25 protein-coding genes are annotated in these 25,514 nt (G+C 69.5%); 7 read left to right on the forward strand and 18 right to left on the reverse strand.

What is annotated here, in order from left to right; genetic code table 11:
• The first annotated feature begins 72 nt into the window (after positions 1 to 72).
• The 4 genes from OHS16_RS04735 to OHS16_RS04750 all read left to right on the forward strand — a co-directional run bounded on the left by OHS16_RS04735 (position 73) and on the right by OHS16_RS04750 (position 3,003).
• The gene (locus OHS16_RS04735; protein ID WP_328535888.1) at positions 73 to 744 is read left to right on the forward strand and encodes a DedA family protein; all 672 of its coding nucleotides are present in this window, start codon (positions 73 to 75) and stop codon (positions 742 to 744) included.
• Positions 741 to 1,346, forward strand: coding sequence for a phosphatase PAP2 family protein (locus tag OHS16_RS04740; RefSeq protein WP_328535889.1), 606 nt, complete (start codon positions 741 to 743; stop codon positions 1,344 to 1,346). The genes OHS16_RS04735 and OHS16_RS04740 overlap by 4 nt, the downstream gene beginning before the upstream one ends.
• Entirely contained in the window at positions 1,343 to 2,044 is a 702-nt protein-coding gene (locus tag OHS16_RS04745) for a phosphatase PAP2 family protein (RefSeq protein WP_328535890.1), read from the forward strand. Before OHS16_RS04740 ends, OHS16_RS04745 begins: the two co-directional genes overlap by 4 nt.
• A 119-nt stretch (positions 2,045 to 2,163) precedes the next feature.
• Positions 2,164 to 3,003 (forward strand): COG4705 family protein, encoded by an 840-nt coding sequence (locus OHS16_RS04750; protein ID WP_328535891.1) that lies wholly within the window; start codon positions 2,164 to 2,166, stop codon positions 3,001 to 3,003.
• 57 nt (positions 3,004 to 3,060) lie between these two features.
• Here OHS16_RS04750 and OHS16_RS04755 read toward each other — a convergent pair whose 3' ends face one another.
• From OHS16_RS04755 to ggt, 7 genes are all read right to left on the reverse strand, one after another.
• Positions 3,061 to 4,569, reverse strand: a complete 1,509-nt coding sequence (locus tag OHS16_RS04755; protein WP_328535892.1) for an NCS1 family nucleobase:cation symporter-1 — start codon at positions 4,567 to 4,569, stop codon at positions 3,061 to 3,063.
• The gene (locus OHS16_RS04760) at positions 4,566 to 5,579 is read right to left on the reverse strand and encodes a TIGR03842 family LLM class F420-dependent oxidoreductase (RefSeq protein WP_328535893.1); all 1,014 of its coding nucleotides are present in this window, start codon (positions 5,577 to 5,579) and stop codon (positions 4,566 to 4,568) included. Before OHS16_RS04760 ends, OHS16_RS04755 begins: the two co-directional genes overlap by 4 nt.
• A gap of 125 nt (positions 5,580 to 5,704) precedes the next feature.
• On the reverse strand, positions 5,705 to 7,108 hold the full coding sequence (hydA, locus tag OHS16_RS04765) for a dihydropyrimidinase (protein ID WP_328535894.1): 1,404 nt from the start codon (positions 7,106 to 7,108) through the stop codon (positions 5,705 to 5,707).
• A gap of 54 nt (positions 7,109 to 7,162) precedes the next feature.
• Positions 7,163 to 8,443 (reverse strand): aspartate aminotransferase family protein, encoded by a 1,281-nt coding sequence (locus OHS16_RS04770; RefSeq protein WP_328535895.1) that lies wholly within the window; start codon positions 8,441 to 8,443, stop codon positions 7,163 to 7,165.
• Positions 8,440 to 9,282 carry a nitrilase-related carbon-nitrogen hydrolase gene (locus tag OHS16_RS04775; protein WP_328535896.1) on the reverse strand — a complete coding sequence of 281 codons (843 nt, stop codon included), beginning with the start codon at positions 9,280 to 9,282 and terminating at the stop codon, positions 8,440 to 8,442. The genes OHS16_RS04770 and OHS16_RS04775 overlap by 4 nt, the downstream gene beginning before the upstream one ends.
• Before the next feature lie 164 nt (positions 9,283 to 9,446).
• The gene (locus OHS16_RS04780; protein WP_328535897.1) at positions 9,447 to 10,766 is read right to left on the reverse strand and encodes a hypothetical protein; all 1,320 of its coding nucleotides are present in this window, start codon (positions 10,764 to 10,766) and stop codon (positions 9,447 to 9,449) included.
• A 118-nt stretch (positions 10,767 to 10,884) separates the two neighbouring features.
• Positions 10,885 to 12,720, reverse strand: a complete 1,836-nt coding sequence (gene ggt, locus OHS16_RS04785; RefSeq protein ID WP_328535898.1) for a gamma-glutamyltransferase — start codon at positions 12,718 to 12,720, stop codon at positions 10,885 to 10,887.
• A gap of 115 nt (positions 12,721 to 12,835) precedes the next feature.
• Between ggt and OHS16_RS04790 the strand changes: the two genes are divergently transcribed.
• Positions 12,836 to 13,579, forward strand: coding sequence for a hypothetical protein (locus tag OHS16_RS04790; protein ID WP_328535899.1), 744 nt, complete (start codon positions 12,836 to 12,838; stop codon positions 13,577 to 13,579).
• Here OHS16_RS04790 and OHS16_RS04795 read toward each other — a convergent pair.
• Positions 13,518 to 14,141, reverse strand: coding sequence for a hypothetical protein (locus OHS16_RS04795; RefSeq protein WP_328535900.1), 624 nt, complete (start codon positions 14,139 to 14,141; stop codon positions 13,518 to 13,520). The genes OHS16_RS04790 and OHS16_RS04795 overlap by 62 nt on opposite strands.
• Positions 14,142 to 14,341: 200 nt before the next feature.
• On the opposite strand from OHS16_RS04795, the gene OHS16_RS04800 reads away from it, so the two are divergent.
• Positions 14,342 to 15,940 carry an alpha/beta fold hydrolase gene (locus OHS16_RS04800; RefSeq protein ID WP_328535901.1) on the forward strand — a complete coding sequence of 533 codons (1,599 nt, stop codon included), beginning with the start codon at positions 14,342 to 14,344 and terminating at the stop codon, positions 15,938 to 15,940.
• A 36-nt stretch (positions 15,941 to 15,976) separates the two neighbouring features.
• On the opposite strand, the gene OHS16_RS04805 is transcribed toward OHS16_RS04800, so the two are convergent.
• The 8 genes from OHS16_RS04805 to pcaDC all read right to left on the reverse strand — a co-directional run bounded on the left by OHS16_RS04805 (position 15,977) and on the right by pcaDC (position 22,566).
• Complete coding sequence (locus tag OHS16_RS04805) at positions 15,977 to 16,846, reverse strand: amino acid ABC transporter permease (RefSeq protein WP_328535902.1); 870 nt, start codon at positions 16,844 to 16,846, stop codon at positions 15,977 to 15,979.
• Entirely contained in the window at positions 16,843 to 17,487 is a 645-nt protein-coding gene (locus OHS16_RS04810; RefSeq protein WP_328535903.1) for an amino acid ABC transporter permease, read from the reverse strand. The genes OHS16_RS04805 and OHS16_RS04810 overlap by 4 nt, the downstream gene beginning before the upstream one ends.
• A gap of 14 nt (positions 17,488 to 17,501) precedes the next feature.
• Positions 17,502 to 18,365 carry a glutamate ABC transporter substrate-binding protein gene (locus OHS16_RS04815; RefSeq protein WP_328540718.1) on the reverse strand — a complete coding sequence of 288 codons (864 nt, stop codon included), beginning with the start codon at positions 18,363 to 18,365 and terminating at the stop codon, positions 17,502 to 17,504.
• A gap of 62 nt (positions 18,366 to 18,427) precedes the next feature.
• On the reverse strand, positions 18,428 to 19,171 hold the full coding sequence (locus OHS16_RS04820) for an amino acid ABC transporter ATP-binding protein (RefSeq protein ID WP_328535904.1): 744 nt from the start codon (positions 19,169 to 19,171) through the stop codon (positions 18,428 to 18,430).
• A 129-nt stretch (positions 19,172 to 19,300) separates the two neighbouring features.
• On the reverse strand, positions 19,301 to 19,741 hold the full coding sequence (locus tag OHS16_RS04825) for a DUF6278 family protein (protein ID WP_328535905.1): 441 nt from the start codon (positions 19,739 to 19,741) through the stop codon (positions 19,301 to 19,303).
• A gap of 60 nt (positions 19,742 to 19,801) precedes the next feature.
• Positions 19,802 to 20,581, reverse strand: coding sequence for an exodeoxyribonuclease III (locus tag OHS16_RS04830; RefSeq protein WP_328535906.1), 780 nt, complete (start codon positions 20,579 to 20,581; stop codon positions 19,802 to 19,804).
• A gap of 29 nt (positions 20,582 to 20,610) precedes the next feature.
• Entirely contained in the window at positions 20,611 to 21,249 is a 639-nt protein-coding gene (locus tag OHS16_RS04835; protein WP_328535907.1) for an MBL fold metallo-hydrolase, read from the reverse strand.
• A 12-nt stretch (positions 21,250 to 21,261) separates the two neighbouring features.
• Positions 21,262 to 22,566, reverse strand: a complete 1,305-nt coding sequence (gene pcaDC / locus OHS16_RS04840) for a bifunctional 3-oxoadipate enol-lactonase/4-carboxymuconolactone decarboxylase PcaDC (RefSeq protein WP_328540719.1) — start codon at positions 22,564 to 22,566, stop codon at positions 21,262 to 21,264.
• 570 nt (positions 22,567 to 23,136) lie between these two features.
• Between pcaDC and OHS16_RS04845 the strand changes: the two genes are divergently transcribed.
• Positions 23,137 to 23,685, forward strand: coding sequence for a carbonic anhydrase (locus OHS16_RS04845; protein WP_328535908.1), 549 nt, complete (start codon positions 23,137 to 23,139; stop codon positions 23,683 to 23,685).
• A gap of 76 nt (positions 23,686 to 23,761) precedes the next feature.
• Here OHS16_RS04845 and OHS16_RS04850 read toward each other — a convergent pair whose 3' ends face one another.
• Both OHS16_RS04850 and OHS16_RS04855 read right to left on the reverse strand, forming a co-directional pair.
• Entirely contained in the window at positions 23,762 to 24,346 is a 585-nt protein-coding gene (locus OHS16_RS04850; RefSeq protein ID WP_328535909.1) for a hypothetical protein, read from the reverse strand.
• A complete protein-coding gene (locus OHS16_RS04855) occupies positions 24,343 to 25,491 on the reverse strand; it encodes an ROK family glucokinase (RefSeq protein WP_328535910.1) in 1,149 nt (382 codons plus the stop codon). The genes OHS16_RS04850 and OHS16_RS04855 overlap by 4 nt, the downstream gene beginning before the upstream one ends.
• Positions 25,492 to 25,514 lie beyond the last annotated feature (23 nt).

The raw sequence follows: 25,514 nt of genomic DNA on the forward strand, positions 1-25,514 counted from the left end.
TCTACCTCACTGTAGGCGCCCGCATCCCGCTCACGCCCTCCCCGCCCCCACACGACGAAAGGGCCCGCGCCGATGGTCGCCCCCTTGTTCACAGCCTCACCGCTCGCGGTGAACGTCCTGGACGCCCAGTCACTGCTGTCCGCGTTCGGGGTGGCCGGCATCGCCGTGGTGCTGTTCGCCGAAACAGGTCTGCTGGTCGGGTTCTTCCTGCCCGGTGACTCGCTGCTGTTCACCGCGGGGCTTCTCTGCACCGGCACGTCGGACAGCGGCCTGCATCTCTCCCTGCCCCTGGTGTTGTTCGCATCCGCGGCGGGCGCCCTGGCCGGGGCACAGTGCGGCTATCTCATCGGCCGGAAGGCGGGCGGGCCCCTCCTGGCCCGCAGCCGTTCCGGGCGGCTGACACAGGGTGCACAGCGAGCCGACGAGCTCCTTGAGCGGTACGGACACGCCAAAGCCATCGTGCTGGCCCGTTTCGTACCGGTGGTGCGTACGGTGCTCAACCCGATGGCAGGCGCCCTGCGGGTCCCGGCACGGACGTTCACCCTCTGGCAGGTGATCGGCGGCCTGCTCTGGAGCCAGGGCCTGGCCCTTGCCGGATACGCACTGGGCTCCTCCATCCCGGATGTGGACCGCTATCTGCTGCCGATCATCGCAGTGATCGTCGTCGTGTCCCTCGTCCCGCTGGCCGCGGAGTTGCGGCGCTCCCGCAAGCGGACCGCGCGCGAAACGGAGCCGGGCCGGTGACACCTGCCTACAACGGATCCACGATCGACGGCGGCGCCTACACGGACGTCGTCCGCGCGGCCCACGACGCGCCGTCCTGGATGGACACGCTTGTCTCCGCCTGGTCGTCCTACGGCCTGGCCCTGTTCGCCGTGCTGATGCTCGCCGGGTGGTGGCAGGCCCGGCGCCAGGGGGCGCGTTCCGCCCTGATGGCGCTTGCCGTTCCGGTGATCGTCCTGGTCGCCTACGCCGCGAACGACGCGCTCAAGCTGGTGGTGCGGGAGGACCGTCCGTGCCAGAGCCTTCATGTCACGACACTCGAGGCATGCCCCGCGGCGGGCGACTGGTCCTTCCCCAGCAACCACGCCGCACTCGCGGCCGCGGCCGCGGTGGCACTGCTCTTCGTCTCCCGCCGGATCGGCGCCCTCGCCGTGGTGGCCGCCGTCGCGATGGCAGCGTCGCGAGTCTGGGTAGGCGCCCACTATCCGCACGACGTCGTCGTCGGCGCAGCGGTCGGCACGCTCGTCGCGCTGTTGCTGGCGGCGGCACTGAGGAAACGGACGGAGGCCCCGGTGAACCGGCTGATGGAGACGCGGCTTCGGCCGCTGCTGGTCCCGTCGTGAACCGCAGGGGCGTCGCCGATCTGGCCGTGTCGACAGCCTTGGGGAGCCTGGTGGGCTTCGCCGTGCTGGCTCTGGCCGCGGCCGGCCGGCACGGTGCCCCGCTGCCGGCCGACAGCGCCCTGCATTCCTGGGCCGTGCAGCACAGGCCGGGTGTGGCGGTGGCCGCGGCGCGCGGTCTCACCTACACCGGCACCGGCGTGATCCCCTATCTGCTGGCCGCGCTGGCCGGAGTGATCGCCGGTCGCGGGGCCCGGCAGCGGCTGGCGTTCTGCGCGGCCTCCCTCGGCTGCCTCGGACTGTGCCAGGCACTGCGGTACGCCGTCATGCTCCTCGTCGCGCGTCCGCGTCCGCCCATGGCGGGCTGGGCCACGCATGCGTCGGGCTGGTCGTTCCCCTCGGGGCACACCACCACCTCCGCCGTCACCGCAGGACTGCTCGTCATCGCCGTACTGCTCCGGGCACCACGAAGCGGCAGAGCACTCGGCGCCGGCATCGCCTGCTGGGGTGTCCTGGTCGGACTGACCCGGATCTATCTCGGAGTCCACTGGTTCACCGATGTCCTCGGCGGCTGGCTGTTCAGCGTGTTCTGGCTGAGTCTCAGCATCCGCCTGGCACTTCGTTTCGTCCCCTGCGACACCGTCGGACCACGATCGGCGAACTGCGGCCCCGGCCGTGCGGCCGCGGCAGGTTCCGGCTGACGGGGCCGGCGGGAGAGCGGCCCGCGTCGGCCACCCCCGCCAACATCGTCTACAGTTCTGTAGACGATTGCAGGCGGTAGCTCACACGGCGCACGGCGCCCGAGGAGACGGGAGAGGCCATGGCCGAGCCGGGAACCGGTATCACAGCCGACCCGAAGGGCGGTCCGGGCACGTCCCGGACGGCGGCAGCCGCCGTGCCGGGCCCGACCAAGGTACCGGAGGTGACCGCCTGGTTCTGGGTGGTCAAGGTGCTCACCACGGGCATGGGGGAGACCGCATCGGACTATCTGGCCCGAGTGCTCGGCCCGGTACCGGCCGGCTGCCTCGGACTGGCCGGTCTGACGGCCCTGCTGTTCCTCCAGTTCCGTGCGCCCCGCTACGGCGCCTGGACCTACTGGTCGGCGATAGTGGCGGTGAGCGTCTTCGGAACCATGGCGGCCGATGTCGTCCACGTCGTGGCCGGAGTCCCCTACGTGATGTCGGCCGTGGGGCTTTCCGTGGCCCTGGCAGCCGTTCTGACGGTCTGGTACGCGAGCGAGGGCACGCTCTCCATCCACAGCATCCGCACCCGCAGGCGGGAGACCTTCTACTGGGCGACCGTCCTCACGACCTTCGCCCTCGGCACCGCGGTCGGCGACCTCACGGCCGGCACGCTGCATCTGGGATATCTCACGTCGGGCGTCGCCTTCGGCGCCCTCATCGCGCTGCCGGCCCTGAGCCGGCGCCTGTTCGGACTCAACGCGGTGGCGGCCTTCTGGTGGGCGTACATCCTCACCCGGCCGCTCGGCGCCTCCTTCGCCGACTGGATGGGCGTGGGAACCGGGAGGGGCGGGCTCGGCTGGGGCACCGGGGCCGTCACTCTCGCGTTGTTGGTGCCGATCATCGTCCTGATCAATCATCTTGCGGTCACCCGACGGGACACGACGCCGAGGCCCCGGGGCGCACACGCCGCCGACTGACCGCCCGGGACGCACACGCCGCCGACCGGCCGCCCCGGGGCGGCCGGTCCCGGGCGCTCATCGCAGGGCGGGCCTGCGCGCGGCGCCGGTCGCGGCCATCAGCAGCGTGTACAGCACGAGCGAAGAGGCAAGACCGATCGCCCACCCGTAGTCGGCGAGCGGTTTGAGGAACCCGATGATCCCGTCCACCGGGAACGGCCCCTGTTTGGCGCCGTGTTCGTCCACGGTGGAGTACGAACCGCCGACGGCCAGCAGCCCGCCCACCACAAATGCGGCGACCGCGCGCCAGTTCCAGCCGCCCGTGTACCAGTAGCGGCCGTCGGTACGGTAGAGCTCCGCGACTTCCAGGACCGTGCGGCGGATGATCCAGTAGTCCGCGATCAGAATGCCGGCGACCGTGCCGAGCACCCCGCCCACCACACCGAGCCAGGTGTAGATGTACAGCTCGGGCGTCGAGGTGAGTTTCCACGGGAGGAAGAGCACCCCGACCACCCCGGTGATCAGCGCGCCGGTACGGAAGTTGATGATTCTCGGGAGGAGGTTCGCCAGGTCGTACGCCGGTGACACGACGTTGGCGGCGAGGTTCGCCGAGACCGTCGCGATCAGCACCGTCACCAGTCCGAAGAGCAGACCGAAGACATTGTCGGTCTTGGCGGTCAGCGCCACCGGATCCCAGATGGGGGCCCCGTACACCGCCTGCGATCCGGAGGTCACGAACACCGAGAGCAGCGCGAATGCGGTCATGGTGGTCGGCAGCCCCAGGGACTGGCCCCAGACCTGGGCGCGCTGCCCTTTCCCGAAGCGCGTGAAGTCGGGGATGTTGAGGCTCAGCGTCGACCAGAAGCCGATCATGCCCATCAGGGAGGGGAAGAAGACCGGCCAGAAGCCTGAGCCCCAGCCGTGCTTCGACGGCTGGTCGAGCAGCGGTCCGAAGCCGCCCGCCTTGCCGGCCATCCAGACCAGCAGCACCACGGCGCCGACCAGGACGAACGGCGCGGCCCAGTTCTCGAAACGGCGCAGCGTCTGCATCCCCCGGTGGATGATGGCCAGTTCGCACACCCAGAAGACGGCGAAGCAGAGCCACAGTGTCCAGGGGTAGCCGCCCACCTCGCCGACGTCGGCCCAGCCACCGCCGAAGACCTTGCCGAGCAGGACGAAGATGCCCTGGCCGCCGATCCAGGTCTGGATGCCGAACCAGCAGCAGGCCACGGCTGCTCGCACGAGTGCGGGGAGATTGGCGCCGCGCAGCCCGAAGGAGGCGCGCGCGAGGACCGGGAAGGGTATGCCGTACTTCGGTCCCGCATGACCGGTGAGCAGCATCGGGACCAGCACGATGACGTTGGCCAGCGCAATGGTGAAGACGGCCTGCTTCCAGTCCATGCCCAGGGCGACCAGACCCGAAGCCAGGGTCCAGGACGGGATGTTGTGCGCCATGCCGACCCAGAGCGCGGCGAAGTTGTACGTCGTCCAGGTACGCCGGGACTCCGGTACGGGCTGCAGGTCCTCGTTGGCGAACCTGTTGTCCGCCTCGTACCGGGCGGGTATCGGTATCTCAGTGTCCGTCATGAGCGGGCCGCCCCGCCGAGAGCGGGGATGATCTCTTCGCCGTAGGTGTCGATGACCCGCTCCCGCGCATCGTGCATGGCGTACACCGCGAACTGGTCGACACCCAGCGCCCGCAGCGCCTGCAGCTTCTCGATGTGCGCCTCGGCGGGACCGAGCAGACAGAAGCGGTCCACGATCTCGTCGGGCACGAAGGCGGTGTCCGGGTTGTCGGCGCGCCCGTGGTGGCTGTAGTCGTACCCCTCCCGCTGCTTGATGTACGCGGTGAGCGCCTCCGGCACCAGCCCCGAGTGTTCACCGTAGCGGGACACCAGGTCGGCGACGTGGTTGCCGACCATTCCGCCGAACCACCGGCACTGCTCCCGCGCGTGCGTGAGGTCGTCGCCGATGTACGCGGGCGCTGCCACGCAGATCTTCACCGAGTCCGGGTCCCGCCCGGCGTCGGATGCGGCGGTACGCACCGCCTTGACCATCCATTCGGTGAGGAAGGGGTCGGCGAGCTGCAGGATGAAGCCGTCGGCCTGCTGGCCTGCCAGGGCCAGCGCCCTGGGGCCGTAGGCCGCCATCCAGACAGGCAGCCTTCCGTCCTTCACCCAGGGCAGTCTGAGGCTCTGGCCGTCGACCTGGGCCTCGCGTCCCTCGGCGAGATCACGGATCACTCCGATCGCCTCGCCCAGTCTGGCCAGGGTGTTGGGCTTGCGGCCGGCGACCCGCATCGCCGAGTCGCCGCGTCCGATACCGCAGATGGTGCGGTTGCCGTACATCTCGTTCAGGGTGGCGAAAGTGGAGGCGGTGACCTCCCAGGTCCTGGTGCCGGGGTTGGTCACCATCGGGCCCACGACCAGATCGGTGGTGTGTTCGAGGATGCGGCTGTAGATGACGAACGGCTCCTGCCACAGCACGGCCGAGTCGAAGGTCCAGCCGTAGCGGAAACCGTTGCGCTCCGCGCGCCGCATCAGGCCCACTACGGCCGATGCGGGCGGGTCGGTCTGCAGGACGAGTCCGAAGTCCATGACGGGGGCTCCTGGTTCGGGGAGTGTCCGGTCGCACGGGCCGGATCAGCGAGCGGTGGTCGGTGCGCTGCCTTTGCCGCGCTCACTGCGGTGGGGGCTCATCGGTCTGCCCTTCCGGGCCCGGGTCAGACCAGGTACTGGCAGGTGGCTCGCGGCGTGTACTGGCCGTGTCCCGCCCGGCCGGTGAAGTCCCGCTCCGAGATGACGACTTCGCCGCGCGACAACACGGTCTCCACCTGGCCGGTGATGCGCTTGCCCTCGTACGCCGAGTAGTCGACGTTCATGTGATGTGTGGCGGCGGAGAGCGTCTGCTCCGTGTGCGGGTCGTAGATGACGACATCGGCGTCCGCCCCCGGGGCGATGGTGCCCTTCTTCGGATAGAGCCCGAACATCCGGGCCGGGGTGGCGCAGGCGATCTCGATCCAGCGGCGGCGAGAGATACGCCCTTCGACGACCGCCTGGTGGAGCAGGTCCATCCGGTTCTCCACGCCGGGCATCCCGTTGGGGATCTTGGAGAAGTCGCCCCGGCCCAGCTCCTTCTGCCCGGTGAAGCAGAACGGGCAGTGGTCGGTGGAGACGACCTGGAGGTCGTTGCGCCGCAGGCCGCGCCAGAGCGCCTCCTGGTGCTCGCGCGGGCGCAGCGGGGTCGAGCACACGTACTTCGCGCCCTCGAAGTCCGGCTCGGCGAGGTTGTCCGTGGAGAGGAAGAGATACTGCGGGCAGGTCTCGCCGAAGACGTTGAGCCCCTTGGTGCGGGCCGCGGTCAGCTCGGCCAGCGCCTCGTCGGCGGAGACGTGCACGACGTACAGCGGGGCCCCGGCGACCTGGGCGAGCTTGATCGCCCGATGGGTGGCCTCGGCCTCCAGCAGGACCTTGCGGACCTCGCCGTGGTAACGCGGGTCGGTCCGGCCCTCGGCCAGCGCCTGTTCCACGAGCACATCGATCGCGATGCCGTTCTCCGCGTGCATCATGATCAGTCCGCCGTTGGACCCGGCACGCTGCATCGCCCGCAGGATCTGCCCGTCGTCGCTGTAGAAGACCCCTGGGTAGGCCATGAAGAGCTTGAAGGAGGTGACGCCCTCCCCCACCAGAAGGTCCATCTCCTTGAGACTCGACGGGTTGACGTCCGAGACGATCATGTGGAACGCGTAGTCGATGGCGCACTTGCCGTCGGCCTTGGCGTACCAGTCGTCGAGCCCCTCGCGCAGCGAACGGCCGACGGACTGGATGGCGAAGTCCACGAAGGTGGTGGTGCCGCCCCAGGCCGCTGCCCGGGAACCCGTCTCGAAGGTGTCGGCCGCGTAGGTGCCGCCGAAGGGCATCTCCATGTGCGTGTGCGCGTCGACCCCGCCCGGAATGACGTACTTTCCGGTGGCGTCGATCGTACGGTCGGCGGTCCAGCCCTCGGCGACGGTGGACCCGTGGGCAGCGAGGGCGGCGACGCGGCCGTCCTCGATCAGGACATCGGCGTGGGTCTCCTCGGCGGCCGTGATGACCAGGCCGCCGCGGATCAGGGTGCGGGTGCTCATGGTGGTGCGCTCCCTCTCTCGTCCGCTCCTTCACGAGCCGGACGTCGTACGTGACTACACGGTGTGCAGGGCCTGTTCGAGGATGGCGGCGCCCGCCTCCGCCTCCGCGACATTGAGCGAGAGCGGAGGTGCGATACGCAGCACGCTGGTGTTGTGGCCGCCGCCCTTGCCGAGCAGCAGGCCGCCCTCGCGGGCCGCTTCCAGCACGGCCGCCGCAGCCTCCGGGTTGGCGTCGTCGGTGCCGGGCTTCACCAGCTCGACACCGATCATCAGGCCGCGGCCGCGCACCTCACGCACCACGGGGGACTGGGCTCCGACGGCCCGCAGGCGCTCCAGCAGCAGTCCGCCGACGCGGCGGGCGTTGCCCTGCAGGTCGTGCTCCAGCAGATAGGTGAGATTGGCCAGCCCGGCGGCCATGGTGACCGGGGAGCCGCCGAAGGTCGAGATCGAGTTGGAGTCCAGGCAGTTCATCACGTCGGCGCGGGCCACGACCCCGCCGATGGACATGCCGTTGCCGATCCCCTTCGCGAAGGTGAGCATGTCCGGCGGTCCGTTCTCGGCGTGCGCCTGCCAGCCCCAGAAGTGGTCGCCGGTCCGCCCCCAGCCGGTCTGCACCTCGTCGGCGATCCACAGGATGCCGTGCCGGTCGAGTACCTCCCGGAACGCGGCGAACAGTCCGTCCGGCGGGGCGGTGAAACCGCCCACGCCCTGGACCGGTTCGGCGATCAGCGCGGCGACGTCACGGGTCTGACCCAGCAGATCCTCCAGATCGGCCACGCATGCCTGGATGAACCGGGCGTCGCTGAGCTGCGCATAGGGGCCGCGGCTGCGGACACCGCCATGGACGTACAGCGTCTGGAGCGGGGAGAGCGCGGTCGGGGACCAGCCGCGGTTGCCCGTGATGCCGACGGCCGTGAAGGAGCGCCCGTGGTAGCTGTTGCGCATCGCCAGGATCTGGTTGGACCTGCGGTACGCGGTGGCCAGCAGCAGAGCCGTGTCGTTGGCCTCGGTACCCGATGTGGTGAAGAAGACCCGGGCATCCGGGATCCCGGACAGCGCCGCGATCCGTTCGGCGAGTTCCACCATGGGGCGGTTCAGGTACAGGGTCGACGAATGGATGATCCGGCCGGCCTGCTCGCTCACCGCCTTGGTCACCTCGGGCAGCGCGTGTGCGGTCATGGTGGTGAGAATGCCGCCGAAGAAGTCGAGGTAGCGGTTGCCGTCCGTGTCCCAGACATGGCGGCCCTCGCCCTGCGTGATCTCGATCGGATGCTCGTAGTACGTCGCCAGCCAGTCGGGGAGGACGGCACGGTGCCTGTTGTACAGATCGGTCACGGCTGCACCAGGCCCTCGTACGCGTCGGGGCGCCTGTCCCGGTAGAACGCCCATTGCTGGCGCACTTCGTCGATCAGGCTCATGTCGAGGTCACGGACGAGGAGTTCCTCCTCCTTGTCTCCGGCGACCTCCCCGACGAACTGCCCCCGGGGGTCCACGAAGTAGCTGGTGCCGTAGAAGTCGTTGTCGCCGTACTCCTCCTGACCGACGCGGTTGATGGCGGCGATGAAGTACTCGTTGGCGACCGCGGAAGCCGGCTGCTCCAGCTGCCAGAGATGGGCGGACAGACCACGTGATGTGGCGGAGGGGTTGTAGACGATCTGAGCTCCGTTCAGGCCCAGTTGACGCCAGCCCTCGGGGAAGTGGCGGTCGTAGCAGATATAGACGCCGACCTTGCCGACGGCCGTGTCGAAGACCGGCCAGCCCAGGTTTCCCGGTTTGAAGTAGTACTTCTCCCAGAACCCCTTGACCTGCGGGATGTGGTGCTTGCGATACTTCCCGAGGTACGAGCCGTCGGCGTCGATGACTGCGGCGGTGTTGAAGTAGAAGCCGGACTGCTCCAGCTCGAAGACCGGGACGACGATCACCATGCCGGTCTCACGGGCGAGTTCCTGCATCCTGCGGACCGTCGGCCCGTCGGGCACCGGCTCGGCCCAGCGGTAGTGCTCGGGCTCCTGCACCTGGCAGAAGTAAGGAGCGTTGAAGACCTCCTGGAATCCGATGATCTTCGCACCCCTGCGGGCTGCTTCCCTCGCATGTTCCTCATGCTTGGCGATCATGGATTCGGTGTCGCCCGTCCAGGTGGCCTGGACCAGTGCGGCGCGTACGACATGGGACATGAGCAGCTCCTTCAACAGGGCGCCACGAACGTTCTACGCACGTAGACAGGTTGCGTAGGAGGAGAACGTAAGCCCCGTCACACACAGGGGCAAGACCATCGCCGTTAACCGGCAGAGTCGATCATGTATCGCCTATCGCTGATCACTTCAGCTCTCGGCAGTGATCATTTTGTGAGCCCGGTTACCCGTAGTGCACGCGAGACATCGCGTTCATGGGCCGGGGAGGCCGTCGCAGCAGCTGCGAGCAGCCGGGGCACCAGAGTGCGCGGATCACGCTCTGCGATCATGACCGACTCCTCCGGCGGGTGCGCCCGCACGAACGCGCCGAGCAGCGCCAGCGACTCGCTGTCACGGCCGGCGGCGCCGAGGGCGATGACCGCATCCGCGATCTCGGAGGCGGGACGGGCGGCGCCCTGACGCAGCATGTGCCCGCAGTCCTCGCCGAGGCCCGCCGCGGTGAGCGCGCCCGCGACCGCGGCCAGCCGCTCGGGAGGCAGTGACGCGGCCTCCCAGAGCAGAGTGGCCCAGTCGGCCTCGAGTCCCGCCCTCGACAGCTCGGCCGCCAGCACCGGCAGAGCGCCGGCCGGCAGAAGAGCGGCCTGGCAGAGCACGGCGTGCGCCTCGCCGCTGAGGCCATCAGCGCGCAGCCGGGACAGCCGGCCGACGACCTGAGTGGCGGCGCGCAGGGCGGCGGGGTCCGCGGTCTGCTGCCGCGTCGGCGGCCGCTCCCGGCCGGCCGCACGGGGCGCTCCGCGGAACCTGGCACCGCGTGGCTCCGCGACGGGTGCCTCGGGCGGCGACGGCAGGGCCGCCGCCGTGCTGCCCTCGTCGTCGAGCCCGGCGAACCTGGCGCCGCGCGGGCGGTGCCGGGGCGGGTCCGGCTCGGCTCCGGCCACGGGCTCCGCGGGGGCCGGAGCGGCCGTCGCACCTGCACCACGCTCGCCCGGCCCCCGGGACGCAGCCGGCCTGGGGCCCTGGCCGACGGCCGGCACTGCCGTAAGGCGCTCGCGCAGCTCCGCGCACCGGGCGGCGGCCCGCCGGCCGTCGTCGCGCACCCATGCCAGTTCGGCGCCGAGCCGCTGCGCCTCGGCGTCGTCCGCCACCCGCAGCCGGTGCTCCAGTTCCCGTTCGCGCCGCGACGCACGAGCCTGCTCGCCGAGCATCAGCGCCAGCCGTTCGCGCACTGCTTCCGATCCGCCGGGGCTCCGGTCATGTGCGGCAGCCGAGGCCGCGTAGAGCCCCCCGGCCCGTTCCGCCGCTCGCCGGGCGGTCTCCTCCCCCCGGAGCGCCGCGAGATCCTGGAGCAGCGAATCGACCACGTCCCAGGGCGGGATCTCGCTGCCGTCGAGACAGGCCCGCATCCCCTCGGGATCACGCCGCCAGAACACGCCGCACCAGCCGTCGGCCGGATCGAGCACGGCCGTCAGGTCTCGCAGATACCGTGCGAACGCATCGGCTTCCGCCGGGAGTTGGCTCACCGTCATGGCGGGCCATTCGACCGCAGCAGTGTTACGGCGGCGCTACGGGACGGTTTTCGGCGATGACCCGTCGTGTCCGGGTGCGGCGCGGCCCGGCTCCGGTACGGCCGGCCGCGCCTTCACGTCAGGGCCGCCCGGCCGGATGCACCACCATCGCGGACCCTCCGCCTCTGCGTACCGGCTCGGCGGCCGCCAGCCAGCGGCCGTCCGGCAGCCGTTGCACTCCGGTGGCCGCACCGATCTCCGGGTTCAGCTTGAACGAGTGACCGAGCGACTCCAGCCGGCTGCGCAGCGGACTGTCGTAGAGGGCGGGCTCCAGCTCAGTGGTCGCGGCGTTGCGCTGGCTGGCACGCGGCGCCGCGATGGCGTCCACCAGAGGCAGTCCCCGGTCGAGATGGCCGATCAGCGTCTGAAGAACCGTGGTGATGATGGTCGCGCCGCCCGGGGAGCCGAGTGCCAGAGCCGGCTTCCCACCGTCGAGCACGATGGTCGGCGAGATCGAGGAGCGCGGACGCTTGGCCGGGCCGGGCAGATTCGGATCGTGCACGGCCGGGTCCGCCGGAGTGAACGAGAAGTCGGTCAGCTCGTTGTTGAGCAGGAATCCGCGCCCGGGCACGGCCATCCCGCTGCCCCCGGTCTGTTCGATGGTGAGGGTGTACGCGACGACGTTGCCCCACTTGTCCGCCACCGTGAGATGGGTGGTGTTCTCCCCCTCGTAGGTGGTGGGTGCCGCCGTGCCGCCGGCCGCGCACGCCGCGGGGTGGCGGGGGTCGCCCGGCGCGAGCGGGCTGGTGAGTACCGCGTCGTCCTTGATGAGGCAGGCGCGGGAGTCCGCGAAGCGCTGGGAGAGCAGTTCCCTGGTCGGTACCGACTCGAAGGCCGGGTCGCCGACCCACCGGCCCCTGTCGGCGAAGGCGACCCGGCTCGCTTCGATGTAGTGGTGCAGGTACTGCTCCTGGGTCGCCTTCGAAAGGTCGGTGCGCTCCAGGATGTTGAGCGCCTCTCCCACGGTCGTGCCGCCGGACGAGGACGGCGCCATGCCGTACACATCGAGACCCCGGTAGGAGACCTTCGTCGGCTCGCGGTGCAGTGCCCGGTACGACCGCAGGTCGTCCGCCGTCAGGTCACCGGGGCGGGCGTCTCGGGTGGAACCCGGAGCGAGGTCGGGATGGCGCACCGTGCGGACGACGTCGCGTCCGAGGGCGCCGTGGTACAGATCGCCGATACCCTGACGGCCCAACTCCCGGTAAGTACGGGCCAGATCGGGGTTCTTCAGGGTCGATCCCACAGTGGGCGGCTGCCCGCCCGGCAGGAAGAGCTTCGCGGTGGCGGGGAAATCGGCGAACCGCGCCGCGTTGTCCTGGGTCTGGCCGCGGAACGTCGGGTCGACGGTAAACCCGTCGTTCGCGATCCGCTCGGCCGGCTTCAGTACCGTCTTCAGCGGCTTGCTGCCCCAGGCGTCCAGCGCCGAGTCCCAGGTCGCCGCCGTTCCGGGGACGCCCACACTCAGCCCGCTGGTCACCGCGTCGGCGAAGGCCAGCGGCTTGCCGTTCTCCAGGAAGAGGGAGGAGTCGGCGGAGTGCGGGGCTGTTTCACGCCCGTCGATGGTCTGCACCCGGTGGGACCTGGCGTTGTAGTAGACGAAATAGCCGCCTCCGCCGATGCCCGCGGAGTAGGGCTCCGTGACACCGAGTGCCGCCGCCGTTGCGACCGCCGCGTCCACCGCGTTGCCACCGTTGCGGAGCACCTCGATGCCGGCGGCGGACGCGTCCGCGTCCACGCTCGACACCGCTCCCCCGTAGCCCACGGCGACCGGCGACTTCCCCGGCGGTGCGCCGGCTTCGGGATGCGGAGCGGTCGCTCCGAGCGACACCACGGCGACGGCGACGGCCAGGCACGAGAACTTCCGGGCGGCGCGTGTGGGGTGCCGGCGCCCTGCCCGGAGAGTTTGGGGATGCATCCACGACCTCCAGAGGAGAGATGTAGGCGCAGCCTAGCCCGACCGCCGCACACCGGTCATGGACACGTCGATACCATGCCGCCCCAGATACCGTTCCTTCACAAGGTGGATCCCAGTGACCGACGATGTACGCAACATTCTGCTCGGCGTGATCGCTGCCGGAATCAGCGCCGCTCTGGGCTGGCTCGCCCGTACGTATCTCTGGCGGCGCAGACTCCGCCGCAAGCAGGCCTTCTTCGGGCTGCCGGGGAATTCCGAGTGCCTGCTGGTCGTCAACCGTGAAGCGGGCGGTGACGGTGCGGTGGCCCGCAATGACGTGTTCGCACTGCTGGAGCTCTCCGCCCTGATCAAGGACTGCGGTGCGCACGCGCAGATCGTCGCGGCCGACACCGCGCAACAGGGCATAGGCGAGCGTACGGAGTTCTGCGTCGGCGGCCCGGCGTCCAACCGCCGGATGACCGCGCACCTCCAGTCGCTCCTTCCCGGTGTCGATGTCAACACCGACGTGGAACCCGGGCCCGATCGCGGCGCCCTCCGGATCGGCAGCGAGCGCTACCGCCTCGAGAGCGGCAGGGTGGCCCATGTCCTTCTGGCCCGCCTCACCACGGGATCCGGCGCGCGGCCGGTCTTCCTCTTCTGCGGCCAGCAGTCCATCACCAATCAGGCGGCGTCGCGCTATCTGGCCCGCAACCACGAGAAGCTGGCGCGCAAGCATGGCGACAAGTCCTTCTGCCTGCTGCTGAAGGTCATCAACTCACAGGCGTACGGGCCCGACGTGGTCGAGCTGATCGCGGATGTCACACGCGCCGCGCAGACCCCGGCTCCGGCTCCCCGTACGACGCACCGCGCGGACCACTGACCGGCATGTCCGCCGGCGCGTGCTCCCTGACCGCCGCCAGCAGGCCGGCCGCGTCCAGCTCGAAGACCTGTTCTTCGATGCAGAGCCCCTGTGTTCCCTCGGCACGGCCGATGGCGGGCGCGATCCTGCGGTACATCGACCGCGGGCGGCAGAGCCGGGGCAGCGCCTGCGTCCCCTGCGTGAAGTCCACCACGACGTACGCGCTGGTGCGGCCGCCCGTGGTGACGGTCTCGTCGGCCACACGCGCGAGCGCGGACCAGGGCACGGTCCTGGCCGGCCAGGTCGGCAGCCGTACGGTCAGACCCTCGCCGCTCACCGTGAGCCGCAGCGGGCGCACCAGGTAGCCGACAAAGGTGACGGTGAAGAAGGCGAGGAAGATCCCCGCTATCACCATCAGGGTGCCGCCCACCGCTCCGTACGCGCCGTCGACGACCGGCGGTATCGCCAGCACCCAGGCGACCAGCACCACCACGGCCGCGACCGGGACCCACTGCAGCTTCCCCCTGAGCCGCAAGGTCATGTCCGTCCGCGCGGACTCTGCTCCGCTCTCTGAATTCGTCACACCGAGAGCTTGGAACCTCCGACGCGATTGCGCCAGAGGCCGCACTGAATTGCGGGCAGCGGGGCAGGCCTGGCCAGGCCTCATTGACGCCATGTCCAACAATCGTTACCCGCGCGTAACTTACTGACCAGTTACCAGAGGTAAACGCAGACGGTTAGCTACTCCTGACTCTGCAAGGGTGCAAGCGAGGAGAGCGATTCATGGGACAGCCCCGTACGGCCACGGCCTCTGTGCTCACAGTGGCGGCACTTGTCGCGGGAGCGACTTTCGGCCTGGCACCCGCGGCCGGCGCCGCGCAGCCGGACCGGGCGGCACCTGCCGCACAGGCATCCGCCGGGCCGGAGTTCCACGACATACCGGGCTCCGGTGGCATCACGCTCAAGGGCAATGTCTTCGCCCCGGCCGGGGCCACGGCGCGGAGCGCGGCGAAGTACCCGCTGATCGTCCTCCCGGCCAGCTGGGCGATACCGCAGATCGAGTACCTGGCCCAGGCGAAGAAGCTGGCCGACGCGGGCTATGTGGTCGTCAGTTACACCGCGCGGGGTTTCTGGGGCTCGGGGGGCCGCATCGAGACCGCCGGGCCGCCGGACATCGCCGACGTCTCGTCCGTCATCGACTGGGCGCTCGCCCACACGGCGGCCGATCCCCGGCGGATCGGCGTGGGCGGCGTCTCGTACGGGGCGGGCATCAGCCTCCTCGCCGCAGGTCACGACAAGCGGATCAAGGCAGTGGTGGCGATGAGCGGCTGGGCCGACCTCATCGACTCGATCTACAGCGGGCGTACCGAGCACCGCCAGGCCGCCGCTCTGCTCGGGGGCCTGGGTGAGATCACCGGGCGTCCCAGTGCGGAACTGAGCCGGACGCTCAAAGCGTTCCTCGGCTCGGATCTGTCCAAGGAGCAGGAGATGATCGCCTGGGGGAAGAAGCGCTCCCCGGCCGCGTATCTCGACCGGATCAACAAGAACGGCCCGGCCGTCATGATGGGCAACGCCTGGGGCGACACCATCTTCCCGCCCAACAGCTATGCGAAGTTCTTCGACCGGCTGACCGGTCCCAAGCGGCTCGAACTCCGCCCGGGCGACCATGCCACGGCCGAGGCCACCGGCCTGCTCGGTCTGCCCAACGACACCTGGACCGACGCGCACCGCTGGTTCGACCACTATCTCAAGGGGGATGCCAACGGCATCGATCACGAACAGCCCGTGCAGCTCGCATCGCGTACCGGCGGCGGCTACGAGGGCTACCCGAGCTGGGCCGCCGTGCCGAACAGCAAGGAAAGGCTCTCGCTCGACGGCACGAAAGAGATCCTCACGAATGTGGACTCGGGCGCGGACGGCGGCATCTCGATCCTCACCAACGCCCTGGACCAGTTCCTCAGGATCCCGCCGCTGGCGTCGATCCCGCTGCTCCCGCGCGCCTGGGCAGCGGTCTGGCAGGACGGTCGCCATCATGCCGAGCAGCACATCCGCGGTACGGCCACCCTGCACACCACCCTCACCAGTACCAAGGAGAGCGGCACCCTCGTCGCGTATCTCTACGACGTGGGCCCGCTCGGCCTCGGCAAGCTGGTCAGCAATGCGCCGTACACCTTCCACGGACAAACGCCGGGCAGGCCGTTCCCCGTGGACCTGGATCTGTTCTCCACTGCGTACGACGTGCCGGCGGGCCACCATCTGGCCCTGGTGACCGACACTGTCGACCCGCTGTACATCGAGCACAACCCGACCGGCGCGCAGCTGACCTTCTCCTCACCCGAGTCCGACCCGTCGTATCTGTCGGTCCCGCTGCGCGAGAAGTGATCACCGGCTGCTGCCGGGCGGGCATGGCCCTACGAGCTACTGCACACCCGGCAGCAGCGTCCCTGGTTCGGCCGGACCCACTTCCACGGCCTCGGTCTTGGGATTGCGCCTCTGTCTTCCGGACACCCAGGTGGCGAACCAGGAAAGCAGTATGCACATCCCGATGTAGATCGGAGAGATCACCATCACCACGGGGATGAACGGCAAATCGTAGTCGAGATTCGACGCGATGAGCTTGCCTGCATGGAGGAACTCCTCATAGGTGATGAGATAGCCGAGCGATGTGTCCTTCAGCGCGACAACCAGCTGGCTGATGATGGTCGGCAGCATCGCGCGTAACGCCTGGGGCACCAGGACGTACGACATGACCTGCGTCTTGCGCATCCCGAGCGCGTACGCCGCCTCCCGCTGCCCGCGCTCCACGTTGCCGACTCCGGTGCGGAACACCTCTGCGAGCACCGAACCGTTGTAGAGCGTCAGTCCGGCGACCAGGGCCGGCAACGGCTGGACCTTGAGCGCGACGAAGACGAAGAAAATCATCACGAGCACCGGCATGGCGCGGAAGAACTCGACCAGCAGGGTGGCGGTCCAGCGCAGCGGGCGGTGCACCGAGAGCCGGCCCACGGCGAGTACCGCCCCGAACAGCAGGGACAGCACCGCCGCGCAGGCGAACGCCTTGAGCGTGTTGCCCAGGCCCCGCAGCAGCAGCTCCTGAATGCCCTTGTACTCGAAGGGCGTCCACTTCCGGCTGGTGAACTGGCCGGTGTCGAAGAGCAGATAGACGATCCAGCCGACCAGGGCCAGGATCAGGGCGGTCGAGATCAGTCCGTAGGCGAAGTGCCGCTTACGGGTGAGCGGCCCCGGGATGTCGTACAGCGCCGTGGCGGAGTGCGGGGAAAGGGTCATCGGGCGACTCCCAGACGTTTTTCCAGCACGGCGAAGAGCCCGCTGATCGCCAGCGTGATGATCAGATACCCGACGGCGATCCAGAAGAAGGACCAGACGATGCTGTAGCCCCGCTCGTTGAGGACCTTGTAAGTGCCGAGCAGTTCCGTGACACTGAACGCTCCGGCGATAGCGGAGTTCTTGGCCAGGGCGATCAGCGTCGAACCGACGGGCGGGATGACCGAGCGGAAGGCCTGCGGCAGCACCACGGTGCTCAGCGTCTGACCGAACGTCATCCCCAGACTGCGCGCGGCCTCTCCCTGGCCGGTGGGCACGGTGTTGATGCCCGACCGCAGCGCCTCACAGATGAACGCCGATGTGTAGCAGCCCAGGGCGAGCACCGCGAAGACCTCGAAGGGCAGCACCAGCCCGAAGCGGGGCAGTCCGAGCAGTACCGCGAAGAAGAGCAGGGTCAGCGGCGTGTTGCGGAGCACGGTCACCCAGGCCGTGCCGAGCGCCCGCAGCGACCGGACCGGAGCGACCCGGAACGAAGCCATCACGAACCCCAGCAGCAGCGCCAGGACCGAGGCGTAGACGGTGAGTTCCACGGTGCCGAGAAAGCCCTTGCCGTAGAGCGAGAAGTTCTGGGTGAGTACGTCCATGGAGGCCGGTCCCCTCAGGTTGCCGGGTAGCGGTCGATGGGCGGCGGCGCTGGCGCCGGCGCCCCCGAGAGGCCCAGCGTGACGTCGTACGCCTTCTTCCAGTCGCCGTTCTTCTCGCGCGCCTCCAGCGCGTCGTTGAGCGCCGATCGAAGCGCGTTGTCACCGCGCGGGACGCCGATTCCGTACGGCTCCTCGGAGAACGGCTTGCCGACGACCTTCAGTTCGTCGGGAACCTTCGCCGCGAAGCCCAGCAGGATCGCGTCGTCGGTGCTGACGGCGTCGACCTGATAGGTCAGCAGGTTGTCGACACAGATCGAGTAGGTGTCGTAGGAGACCAGCTTCGCCTCCGGATAGTCGGCAGCGATGCGCTGGTACGGCGTCGACCCGGCGGCCGAGCACACCGTCCTGCCCGCCAGGTCCTGGGGACCATGGATGTCGTGCTCGTCGGTGCGTACCAGCAGCCCCTGACCGGCCAGGTAGTAGGGGCCGGCGAAGCCCACGAGCTTCTTGCGCAGGTCGTTGATCGTGTAGGTGCCGACGTAGTAGTCGATCTGGCCGTTCTGCAGCGCGGTCTCCCGGTTGGCCGACGCGATCGTCCGGAAACGGATCGTGCTCGGATCGAAGCCGAGGGACGCGGCCATCATCCTGGCGATCTCGATGTCGAAACCGGAGTAGAGACCGGTGGCCGGGTCCTTCTCACCGAGATAGGGCTGGTCCTCCTTGGCGCCGACCACCAGATGGCCGCGCCGGTGCGCCGTGCGCCAGGTGCTCGAACCGGGCAGCCTGAAGCCGGTGACGACGTTGTAGTGCGGCAGTTGACCGGCCTTTGGCCCGTTGACGGGCGGGCTGCCGTCCTTGCCGCAGCCTGCGGCGAGCATGCCGAGCAGGAGGATCAGGACTGCGGCCGGAGCCTTTCTCGTACGCAACAGGGAGCCTCCCGTCAATGTTTGAGGATCTTGGACAGGAAGTCCTTGGCACGGTCGCTCTCGGGATGGCTGAAGAAATCCTCCGGTGTGCGGTCCTCCACGATGCAGCCGTCGGCCATGAAGACCACGCGGTTGGCAGCCGACCGGGCGAAGCCCATCTCGTGGGTGACGACGACCATGGTCATGCCGTCTCTGGCGAGCTGCTGCATGACTTCGAGGACCTCATTGATCATCTCCGGGTCGAGCGCCGACGTGGGCTCGTCGAAGAGCAGCGCCTTGGGATCCATGGCCAGCGCGCGGGCGATGGCCACCCGCTGCTGCTGGCCGCCGGACAGCTGCGCCGGGAACTTGTCGGCCTGCGAGGCGAGACCGACCCTGTCCAGCAGCTCCCGGGAGCGCCGGTCGGCCTCGGCCTTCGCGCGCTTGCGGACCTTGAGCTGGGCGAGCGAGACATTGGCCAGTACGGTCCGGTGCGCGAACAGGTTGAACGACTGGAAGACCATGCCGACTTCGGCACGGAGCAGCGCCAGTCCTTTCCCCTCCTCGGGGAGCGGCTTCCCGTCGATCGTGATGCGGCCGGACTCGATCGTCTCGAGTCTGTTGATCGTCCGGCAGAGCGTCGACTTCCCCGAACCGGACGGGCCGATGACCACCACCACCTCCCCGCGACCAACGGTGAGACTGATGTCCTGAAGAACGTGCAACGTCCCGTAGAACTTGTTGACGTCACTCAGCACGATCAACGGATCAACCGCCATACGCTGGCCTGCCCACTCTCAGCTGTGTCGAGGTCAGCGCAAACTAACCACCGCACTGAGGGGGTTCATCCTCGACACGCTCAAATCGGGCATAAACCGTATTTGCATTGAAAAGCGATCGGGATGCTGTCAGGCCTCAGCAGCTTCGCCGTAGACCTGCGAGAGCTCGGGCGCACCGGCCACCGCCCAGTCGAGCCCGGCCTCCACCACATTGATCTCGCGCCCCGACGTCAGCCGCACCACCGGCTGTCCGCCCGGCCACACATCCCAGACCGCCCCCGGAACGGTCCTGACAATGATGGTTCCGAGATAGAGCCCGGCGTCGTTGCCCAGCCAGGGCAGCTCCTCCGGGTCGTCCCGCCAGCGCGGCGGCAGCTGGTCGAGCGCGGCCAACGACTCCGGGGAGTCGTCGAGTTGAAGCCCTTCCTGCCCCGCGCGGACCCGCAGCAGCTCGCACTCGGCAAGGAGTTCACCGACACCCTGCGGATCCTTCTTCATGGCCGCCGTGAGTGTGTGTGCGTGCTCAGTGCCGTGCCGCCTGCGCCAGTTGTCCAAGAAAGGGATATTCACACCACTCAGCCTCGCATTCGGCAGCACGTCACACCACAGGGCGCGCGGGATCGCGCACGCTCATACGTCGAGATCGACCACCACCGGGGCATGGTCCGAAGCGCCCTTGCCCTTGCGCGCCTCACGGTCCACATAACTGTCCTTGACCGCCGCGGCGAAGGGTTCGTTGCCGTACACCAGGTCGATCCGCATGCCCCGGTTCTTCGGGAAGGCGAGCTGACGGTAGTCCCAGAAGGTGTACGGGCGGTCGTACTTGAGAGCGCGGGGCGCCACGTCGGCCAGGCCCGCTTCCCGCAACGCGCCGAGCGCGGCCCGCTCGGCAGGGGTGACATGAGTGGCGCCCTCGAAGACCGCGGGATCCCAGACGTCCTCATCGGCCGGTGCGACGTTGAAGTCGCCGAGGACCGCGAACGGCCGCTGCCCGCCGGCGTCACCGGCGACCGCGGCCCGGAGCGCCTCGAACCACTGCAGCTTGTACGCGTAGTGCGCGTGGTCGACCTCGCGGCCGTTCGGCACATACACCGACCAGACGCGCACCGGGCCGCAGGTCGCCGAGAGCGCCCTCGGCTCCTGCGCGCCTTCGTAGTCCGGGCCACCGGGCAGACCCGAGGTCACATCGTCGAGCCCCACCCGGGAGACCAGAGCCACGCCGTTCCACCGGCCGGTGGCGTTGACCACCGACTCGTAGCCGAGCTCTCGCAGCGCTTCGGACGGAAACTGCTCGGCGGAGCACTTGGTCTCCTGCATGCACAGCACATCGGTGCCGGTGCTCTCGAGCCAGGCCAGCACCCTCGGGAGCCGGGCGGTGATCGAATTGACGTTCCAGGTGGCGATGCGCATACACCAAACCTAGCCGGTGGGACCGACAGTCACAGTTCCGTGGACTCACCCGGTGCGAGACGGGCGTGGTCGGAGCCTCCGAGGTTGCCGATATGCATGTCGTACATCCCCCGGGCCATGTCCTTGAGCAGTACGTCATGGATGTCGATGGCCCGCTGCGGTTTGACCTCCCGAACGTAGTCGATCACCTCGGAGACCTTGTTCCACGGAGCGTGCACCGGGAGCATCAGCGTTTCGACCGGGTGCTCGGGCACGGTGAACGCGTCGCCCGGGTGAAAGACCGAACCGTCCACCAGAAACCCGACGTTGGTGATCCGCGGCAGATCGGGGTGGATCACCGCATGCAGTTCGCCGTGCACCTGCACGTCGAAACCGGCGGCCGTGAAGGCGTCGCCGTGCCCGACGGTGTGGACGCGGCCGGGGAAGGCCGCGGAGAGCTGGTCGGCGACGCTGCGCAGCGTCCAGATCTCGGCAGCCGGCGCCGCCTCGAGTCCGGCACGCAGCCGGTCCTCGCTGAAGTGGTCGAGGTGCTCGTGCGTGACGAGGATGGCGTCGGCGCCGACCGCCGCGTCCTCCTCGCTGAAGGCACCCGGGTCGATGACGAGCGTCCGCCCGTCCTTCTCCAGCCGGATGCAGGCGTGGGTCTTCTTCGTCAGCTTGATCGTCATCCCCCCATCCTGCTACGCCTCGGGGGTGGTCTCCTGCCGGATCACCGACTGAGCCACCTTGAAGGCCGAATTCGCGGCCGGAACACCGCAGTAGACCGCGGTCTGCAACAGCACTTCCTTGATCTCGACGGGGGTGAGCCCGTTGCGCAGTGCCGCTCTGACGTGGAACGCCAGTTCCTCCAGATGACCGCCCGAGACCAGCGCGGTCAGCGTCACGGCACTGCGGGTCCGGCGGTCCAGCCCGTCCCGCGTCCAGATCTCGCCCCAGGCATAGCGGGTGACCAGCTCCTGGAAGTCCCCGGTGAACCCGTCGGTCGCATCCTCGATCCGGTCCACATGGGCGTCGCCCAGGACCTCACGGCGGACCTTCGCCCCCGCTTCGTACGGGTCGGGGCGCCCGGTGTTCACGGCGTCCGGCTGCAGCGGGGCGGGCTCGATCTCCGCCACGGGCCCCGCCGGGGCTGTGGCACCCTGCACCGCGGACGGCACCGGAATCCCGGTGGTCGTGGACGAGGACGTGTCCTGCCAGGCCGTGGAGAAGTGGCGGACCAGGAGGTCGGTGACGGCCGCGGGCTGCTCGACGGGGGCCAGGTGCGAGGCTGCGGGCACCATGGCGAGCCGGGCGTCCGGTATGCCGGCCACCAGGGTCCGGGCGTCCGCGGGGCCGGTGATCCGGTCCTCGGCACCCACCACGACGAGCGTCGGGACCCCGATGCGGCCCAGCTCGGACCGGATGTCGAAGGAGGCGAGGGCCTCGCAGGCGGCGATGTAGCAGCCCGGGTCGGTCGTACGGACCATCTGCACGGCCCATTCCACGATCGCCGGCTGAGCCGTCGCGAAGCCGTGGGTGAACCAGCGCTCGGGAGCGCTGCGCGCCATCGGGTCCAGACCGTTGGTCCTGACGATCACTCCGCGCTGGCGGAACTCGTCGGCCGTGCCGAAGCGCGACGACGCGGCCACCAGAGCCAGCGAGGCGACTCGATCGGGATGGCGCAGGGCCAGCTCCATCCCGATCGCGCCGCCGATGGAACAGCCCGCATAGCCGAAGCGCTGCACTCCCAGCGCGTCGAGGGTGGCCAGCAGCATGCCGGCCGTCCCGGCGATCGAGGGCACCGGGTGGGCCGGGGCCCCGCCGTGGCCGGGCAGATCGAAGCGCAGGACCCGCCAGGTGCGGGACAGCTCGGGCGTCTGCCGGTCCCACATGTGCCAGGTCGTGCCCAGCGAGGGGCCCAGGACCAGGACGGGGGCGTTTTCCGGCCCGTCGAGGCGGTATTGCAGGGTTTTCGTCGTCGTGCTCACCCGCTCACGCTCCCACATCTCACCATTGCGCACGGGAGCGGGTCGGGACACTTGCCGGACCTCCCCATGTGTCCGCCGCCGGCCGGAGATCCTCCACCCCGGGCCCCACGGGCTCGCGGCCGCCGCCCGCATCGAAACAGCCCTCTGCCTGCGGCTCCTCCGGGGCAGCCGGCGGACGCTGATCGTCCGGTGCCCACCGTGACGTCGTCCGTGGGGCGGCGCGCCACACCGTGGTCGATCCGGTCAGGGCGCACCCGCGTACCGCCGAGTCGCCGCTGTGCGCCGTCGGTGGCCAAACAGCCCGCGCGCGCTCGCGCCTGCCGCCCGGCCGCGGGCACCTCGGTGAACACTTGCCAGGTCACGACATCAGGACATCTCCGATTGACATGAGGGGAACGACCGATGGACGGAGCAGGACGCCGGGATCGCAGAGCCCTGCTTGCCGGGGGCCTTGCGGTTGCCACGGTCGCGCTTGCGGGGTGCGCACCGCCGAAGGCGGCGACGCCGGGACCCAGCGGTTCGCCGACAGCGCGGCCGACCACACCGGCCGCGGCGTTCGCAAGACTGCGGGAAGGCAACGAGCGGTGGGTGAGCGGAGACCTGCAACACCCCGACCGGGATCCGGACCGGCGCCAGTTCGTGGCCCAGGAGCAGGAACCCTTCGGGGCAATCCTCTCCTGCATCGATTCCCGAGTCCCGCCCGAACTCCTCTTCGACACCGGGCTGGGTGACCTCTACGTGATGCGCACCGGCGGGGAGGCGGTCGGCCCGGTGGTCACGGGTTCCGTCGAGTACGGCCCCCTGACGAGCGGCACCCCACTCATCGTGGTCCTCGGGCATCAGCGCTGTGGCGCCGTCGAGGCGGCTTACAAGTCCCTTCGTGACGGCAAGCCGCTGCCCGGCAACCTGCAGGCGATCGTCAGGGCGCTGCGGCCGGCGTACGAGCAGGCGGTCCGGGAGGGTGGTACCGACCCGGTCGACACCATGGCCCGCGCCCAGGTCAAGCTCACCGCCGCCGACCTGCGCTCCAACGCGGACCTCGCCCCGCTCGTGGCCAAGGGCGCCCTTGCCGTGATCGGCGCCTACTACTCGCTCGATACCGGCACGGTGGATTTCCTGGCCGGCGCGCCTTCCTGAACCGGCCGTACGGGACGCGCGGGTGTCGTCAGCCGGCGGGGCTCCGTCACCCCCGGGCCACCCCGGGACGGGTCGTTCAGGGGGTGTCGGTGGAGACGACATACACCCGTCGGGCGTGCGGAAGGGTGCTGTCGACGGTGATGTTCAGCGTGGGCAGCGGGTCCTTCTGCGGCAAGGTGGTGCCCGACCAGTCGCGGCTCCGGTTGAACTTCCAGCCGGCGATCCTGGCGTCCCGCGCGCCGACCGTCACCTTGCCGTCCTTGAGCGCTCCGGGCTTGGCGCCCACCGCGTCGAGGAAGCCGTTCACACCGGCCTGGTCGGTGGTGAACTGCACGTACAGCCGGCTGACCTTCCAGTTGCTCGTCTGGTAGTACCAGACGCCGATGGCCTGCTTGGGGACCGGCACATCGAAGGTGCGGCGCTGCACCTTCGTGGGCCAGCCGTGGGTGAGGCCGGTTGCCATGGCCTTCTTCTCGTTGTGGCGGCCGCTGTCGCGGCTCTGCTCCGCGGCGATCACCAGATAGCCCGCGGGGATCCCGATGAGCAGCACGATGATGACCGCCGTCAGCCAGCGCCGGCGGATCATATGGCGCCGGTCCTCCGGCGACTGCATGACGTCCTCCTCGGGCGGTGAGGACTGACGCGGCACGGATGTGGTCATTCGGGGGATCCCTGGGTATCGGGGTCGGTGCGGGCGGCCTGCGCGTACCGCTCGTAACGCTCGACACGGCGGCGATTGGCCCTGCGGAAGCGCCGGGCGATCAGCCGGGCGAGGTCGGCCGCACCGACCATACCTGCCTCGGGACCGAGCTGCGCCTTGACGATCCGCGCCTCGGGTCGGTATCCACGGCCGGTCAGCTGCCGTTTGAAGGCGTCGCGGGCGGGCCCGATGAGCAGGTCGTCGGCGGCGCTGACACCCCCTCCGACGACGAAGCAGGACGGGTCGAGCGCGGCGGCGAGATTGGCGATGCCGACGCCGAGCCACTGACCGATGTCCTGGAAGAGCTCGACGCACATCGCGTCGCCCTCACGGGCGAGTTCGGTGATGAGCGGCCCCGTGATGTCGGGGATGTTCCCCTTGACCCGCTCGATGATGTTGTAGGCGACGGGTGAGTCGGCGGCGGCCATCTCCTTGGCCTCCCGCACGAGCGCGTTCCCCGAGCTGTACTGCTCCCAGCAGCCACGGTTGCCGCAGGGGCAGCGGTGACCACCGGGAACCACCTGCATATGACCGAACTCACCCGCGACGCCGTATTTACCCCGCTTGACCTGACCGTCCTCCAGGATCGCGCCGCCGATACCGGTGCCGAGCGTGATCATCACCAGATGGTCCTCGCCCCGGCCCGCACCGAAGCGCCACTCCGCCCATGCGGCCGTGTTCGCGTCGTTGTCGACCATGACGGGAACGGCGAGACGGCCCTGGAGCGCGTCACGCAGCGGTTCGTCGCGCCAGGCGAGATGGGGGGCGAAGAGCACCCTGGAGCGGTCGGCGTCCACCCAGCCCGCCGCTCCGATGCCGACGGCGTGCACGTCATGGCGGTCGGAGAGATCGAGGACCAGCTCGACGATGGTGTCCTCGACGACCCTTGCGCTCTTCGACTTGTCGGGCGTCTCGGTCTTGATCTTCTCCAGGATGACGCCGTCGGCATCGACGACGCCGGCCATCACCTTCGTACCGCCGATGTCGATGCCGACGGTCGGGACGCGGGGCGCCGTGAGGTGCGAGCGCCGCTCGCGGGTTCCGACGGTCCGCAGGACCGTGGCGCGGGCGGAGCCGCGGTGCGCGAAGTCACGGTACGTACTCATCGGGCCGATTCTGCCATCCGCCG

The sequence above is a fragment of the Streptomyces sp. NBC_00344 genome (assembly GCF_036088315.1).
Lineage (GTDB): Bacteria > Actinomycetota > Actinomycetes > Streptomycetales > Streptomycetaceae > Streptomyces.

Bases quoted from the DNA above. Each gene is read 5' to 3' on its own strand.
- OHS16_RS04735 (WP_328535888.1), top strand. From the start codon at position 73: ATGGTCGCCCCCTTGTTCACAGCCTCACCGCTCGCGGTGAACGTCCTG.
- OHS16_RS04750 (WP_328535891.1), top strand. From the start codon at position 2,164: ATGGCCGAGCCGGGAACCGGTATCACAGCCGACCCGAAGGGCGGTCCG.
- OHS16_RS04755 (WP_328535892.1), bottom strand. From the start codon at position 4,569: ATGACGGACACTGAGATACCGATACCCGCCCGGTACGAGGCGGACAAC.
- OHS16_RS04760 (WP_328535893.1), bottom strand. From the start codon at position 5,579: ATGGACTTCGGACTCGTCCTGCAGACCGACCCGCCCGCATCGGCCGTA.
- hydA (WP_328535894.1), bottom strand. From the start codon at position 7,108: ATGAGCACCCGCACCCTGATCCGCGGCGGCCTGGTCATCACGGCCGCC.
- OHS16_RS04775 (WP_328535896.1), bottom strand. From the start codon at position 9,282: ATGTCCCATGTCGTACGCGCCGCACTGGTCCAGGCCACCTGGACGGGC.
- OHS16_RS04780 (WP_328535897.1), bottom strand. From the start codon at position 10,766: ATGACGGTGAGCCAACTCCCGGCGGAAGCCGATGCGTTCGCACGGTAT.
- ggt (WP_328535898.1), bottom strand. From the start codon at position 12,720: ATGCATCCCCAAACTCTCCGGGCAGGGCGCCGGCACCCCACACGCGCC.
- OHS16_RS04800 (WP_328535901.1), top strand. From the start codon at position 14,342: ATGGGACAGCCCCGTACGGCCACGGCCTCTGTGCTCACAGTGGCGGCA.
- OHS16_RS04805 (WP_328535902.1), bottom strand. From the start codon at position 16,846: ATGACCCTTTCCCCGCACTCCGCCACGGCGCTGTACGACATCCCGGGG.
- OHS16_RS04810 (WP_328535903.1), bottom strand. From the start codon at position 17,487: ATGGACGTACTCACCCAGAACTTCTCGCTCTACGGCAAGGGCTTTCTC.
- OHS16_RS04815 (WP_328540718.1), bottom strand. From the start codon at position 18,365: ATGCTCGCCGCAGGCTGCGGCAAGGACGGCAGCCCGCCCGTCAACGGG.
- OHS16_RS04820 (WP_328535904.1), bottom strand. From the start codon at position 19,171: ATGGCGGTTGATCCGTTGATCGTGCTGAGTGACGTCAACAAGTTCTAC.
- OHS16_RS04830 (WP_328535906.1), bottom strand. From the start codon at position 20,581: ATGCGCATCGCCACCTGGAACGTCAATTCGATCACCGCCCGGCTCCCG.
- OHS16_RS04835 (WP_328535907.1), bottom strand. From the start codon at position 21,249: ATGACGATCAAGCTGACGAAGAAGACCCACGCCTGCATCCGGCTGGAG.
- pcaDC (WP_328540719.1), bottom strand. From the start codon at position 22,566: ATGTGGGAGCGTGAGCGGGTGAGCACGACGACGAAAACCCTGCAATAC.
- OHS16_RS04850 (WP_328535909.1), bottom strand. From the start codon at position 24,346: ATGACCACATCCGTGCCGCGTCAGTCCTCACCGCCCGAGGAGGACGTC.
- OHS16_RS04855 (WP_328535910.1), bottom strand. From the start codon at position 25,491: ATGAGTACGTACCGTGACTTCGCGCACCGCGGCTCCGCCCGCGCCACG.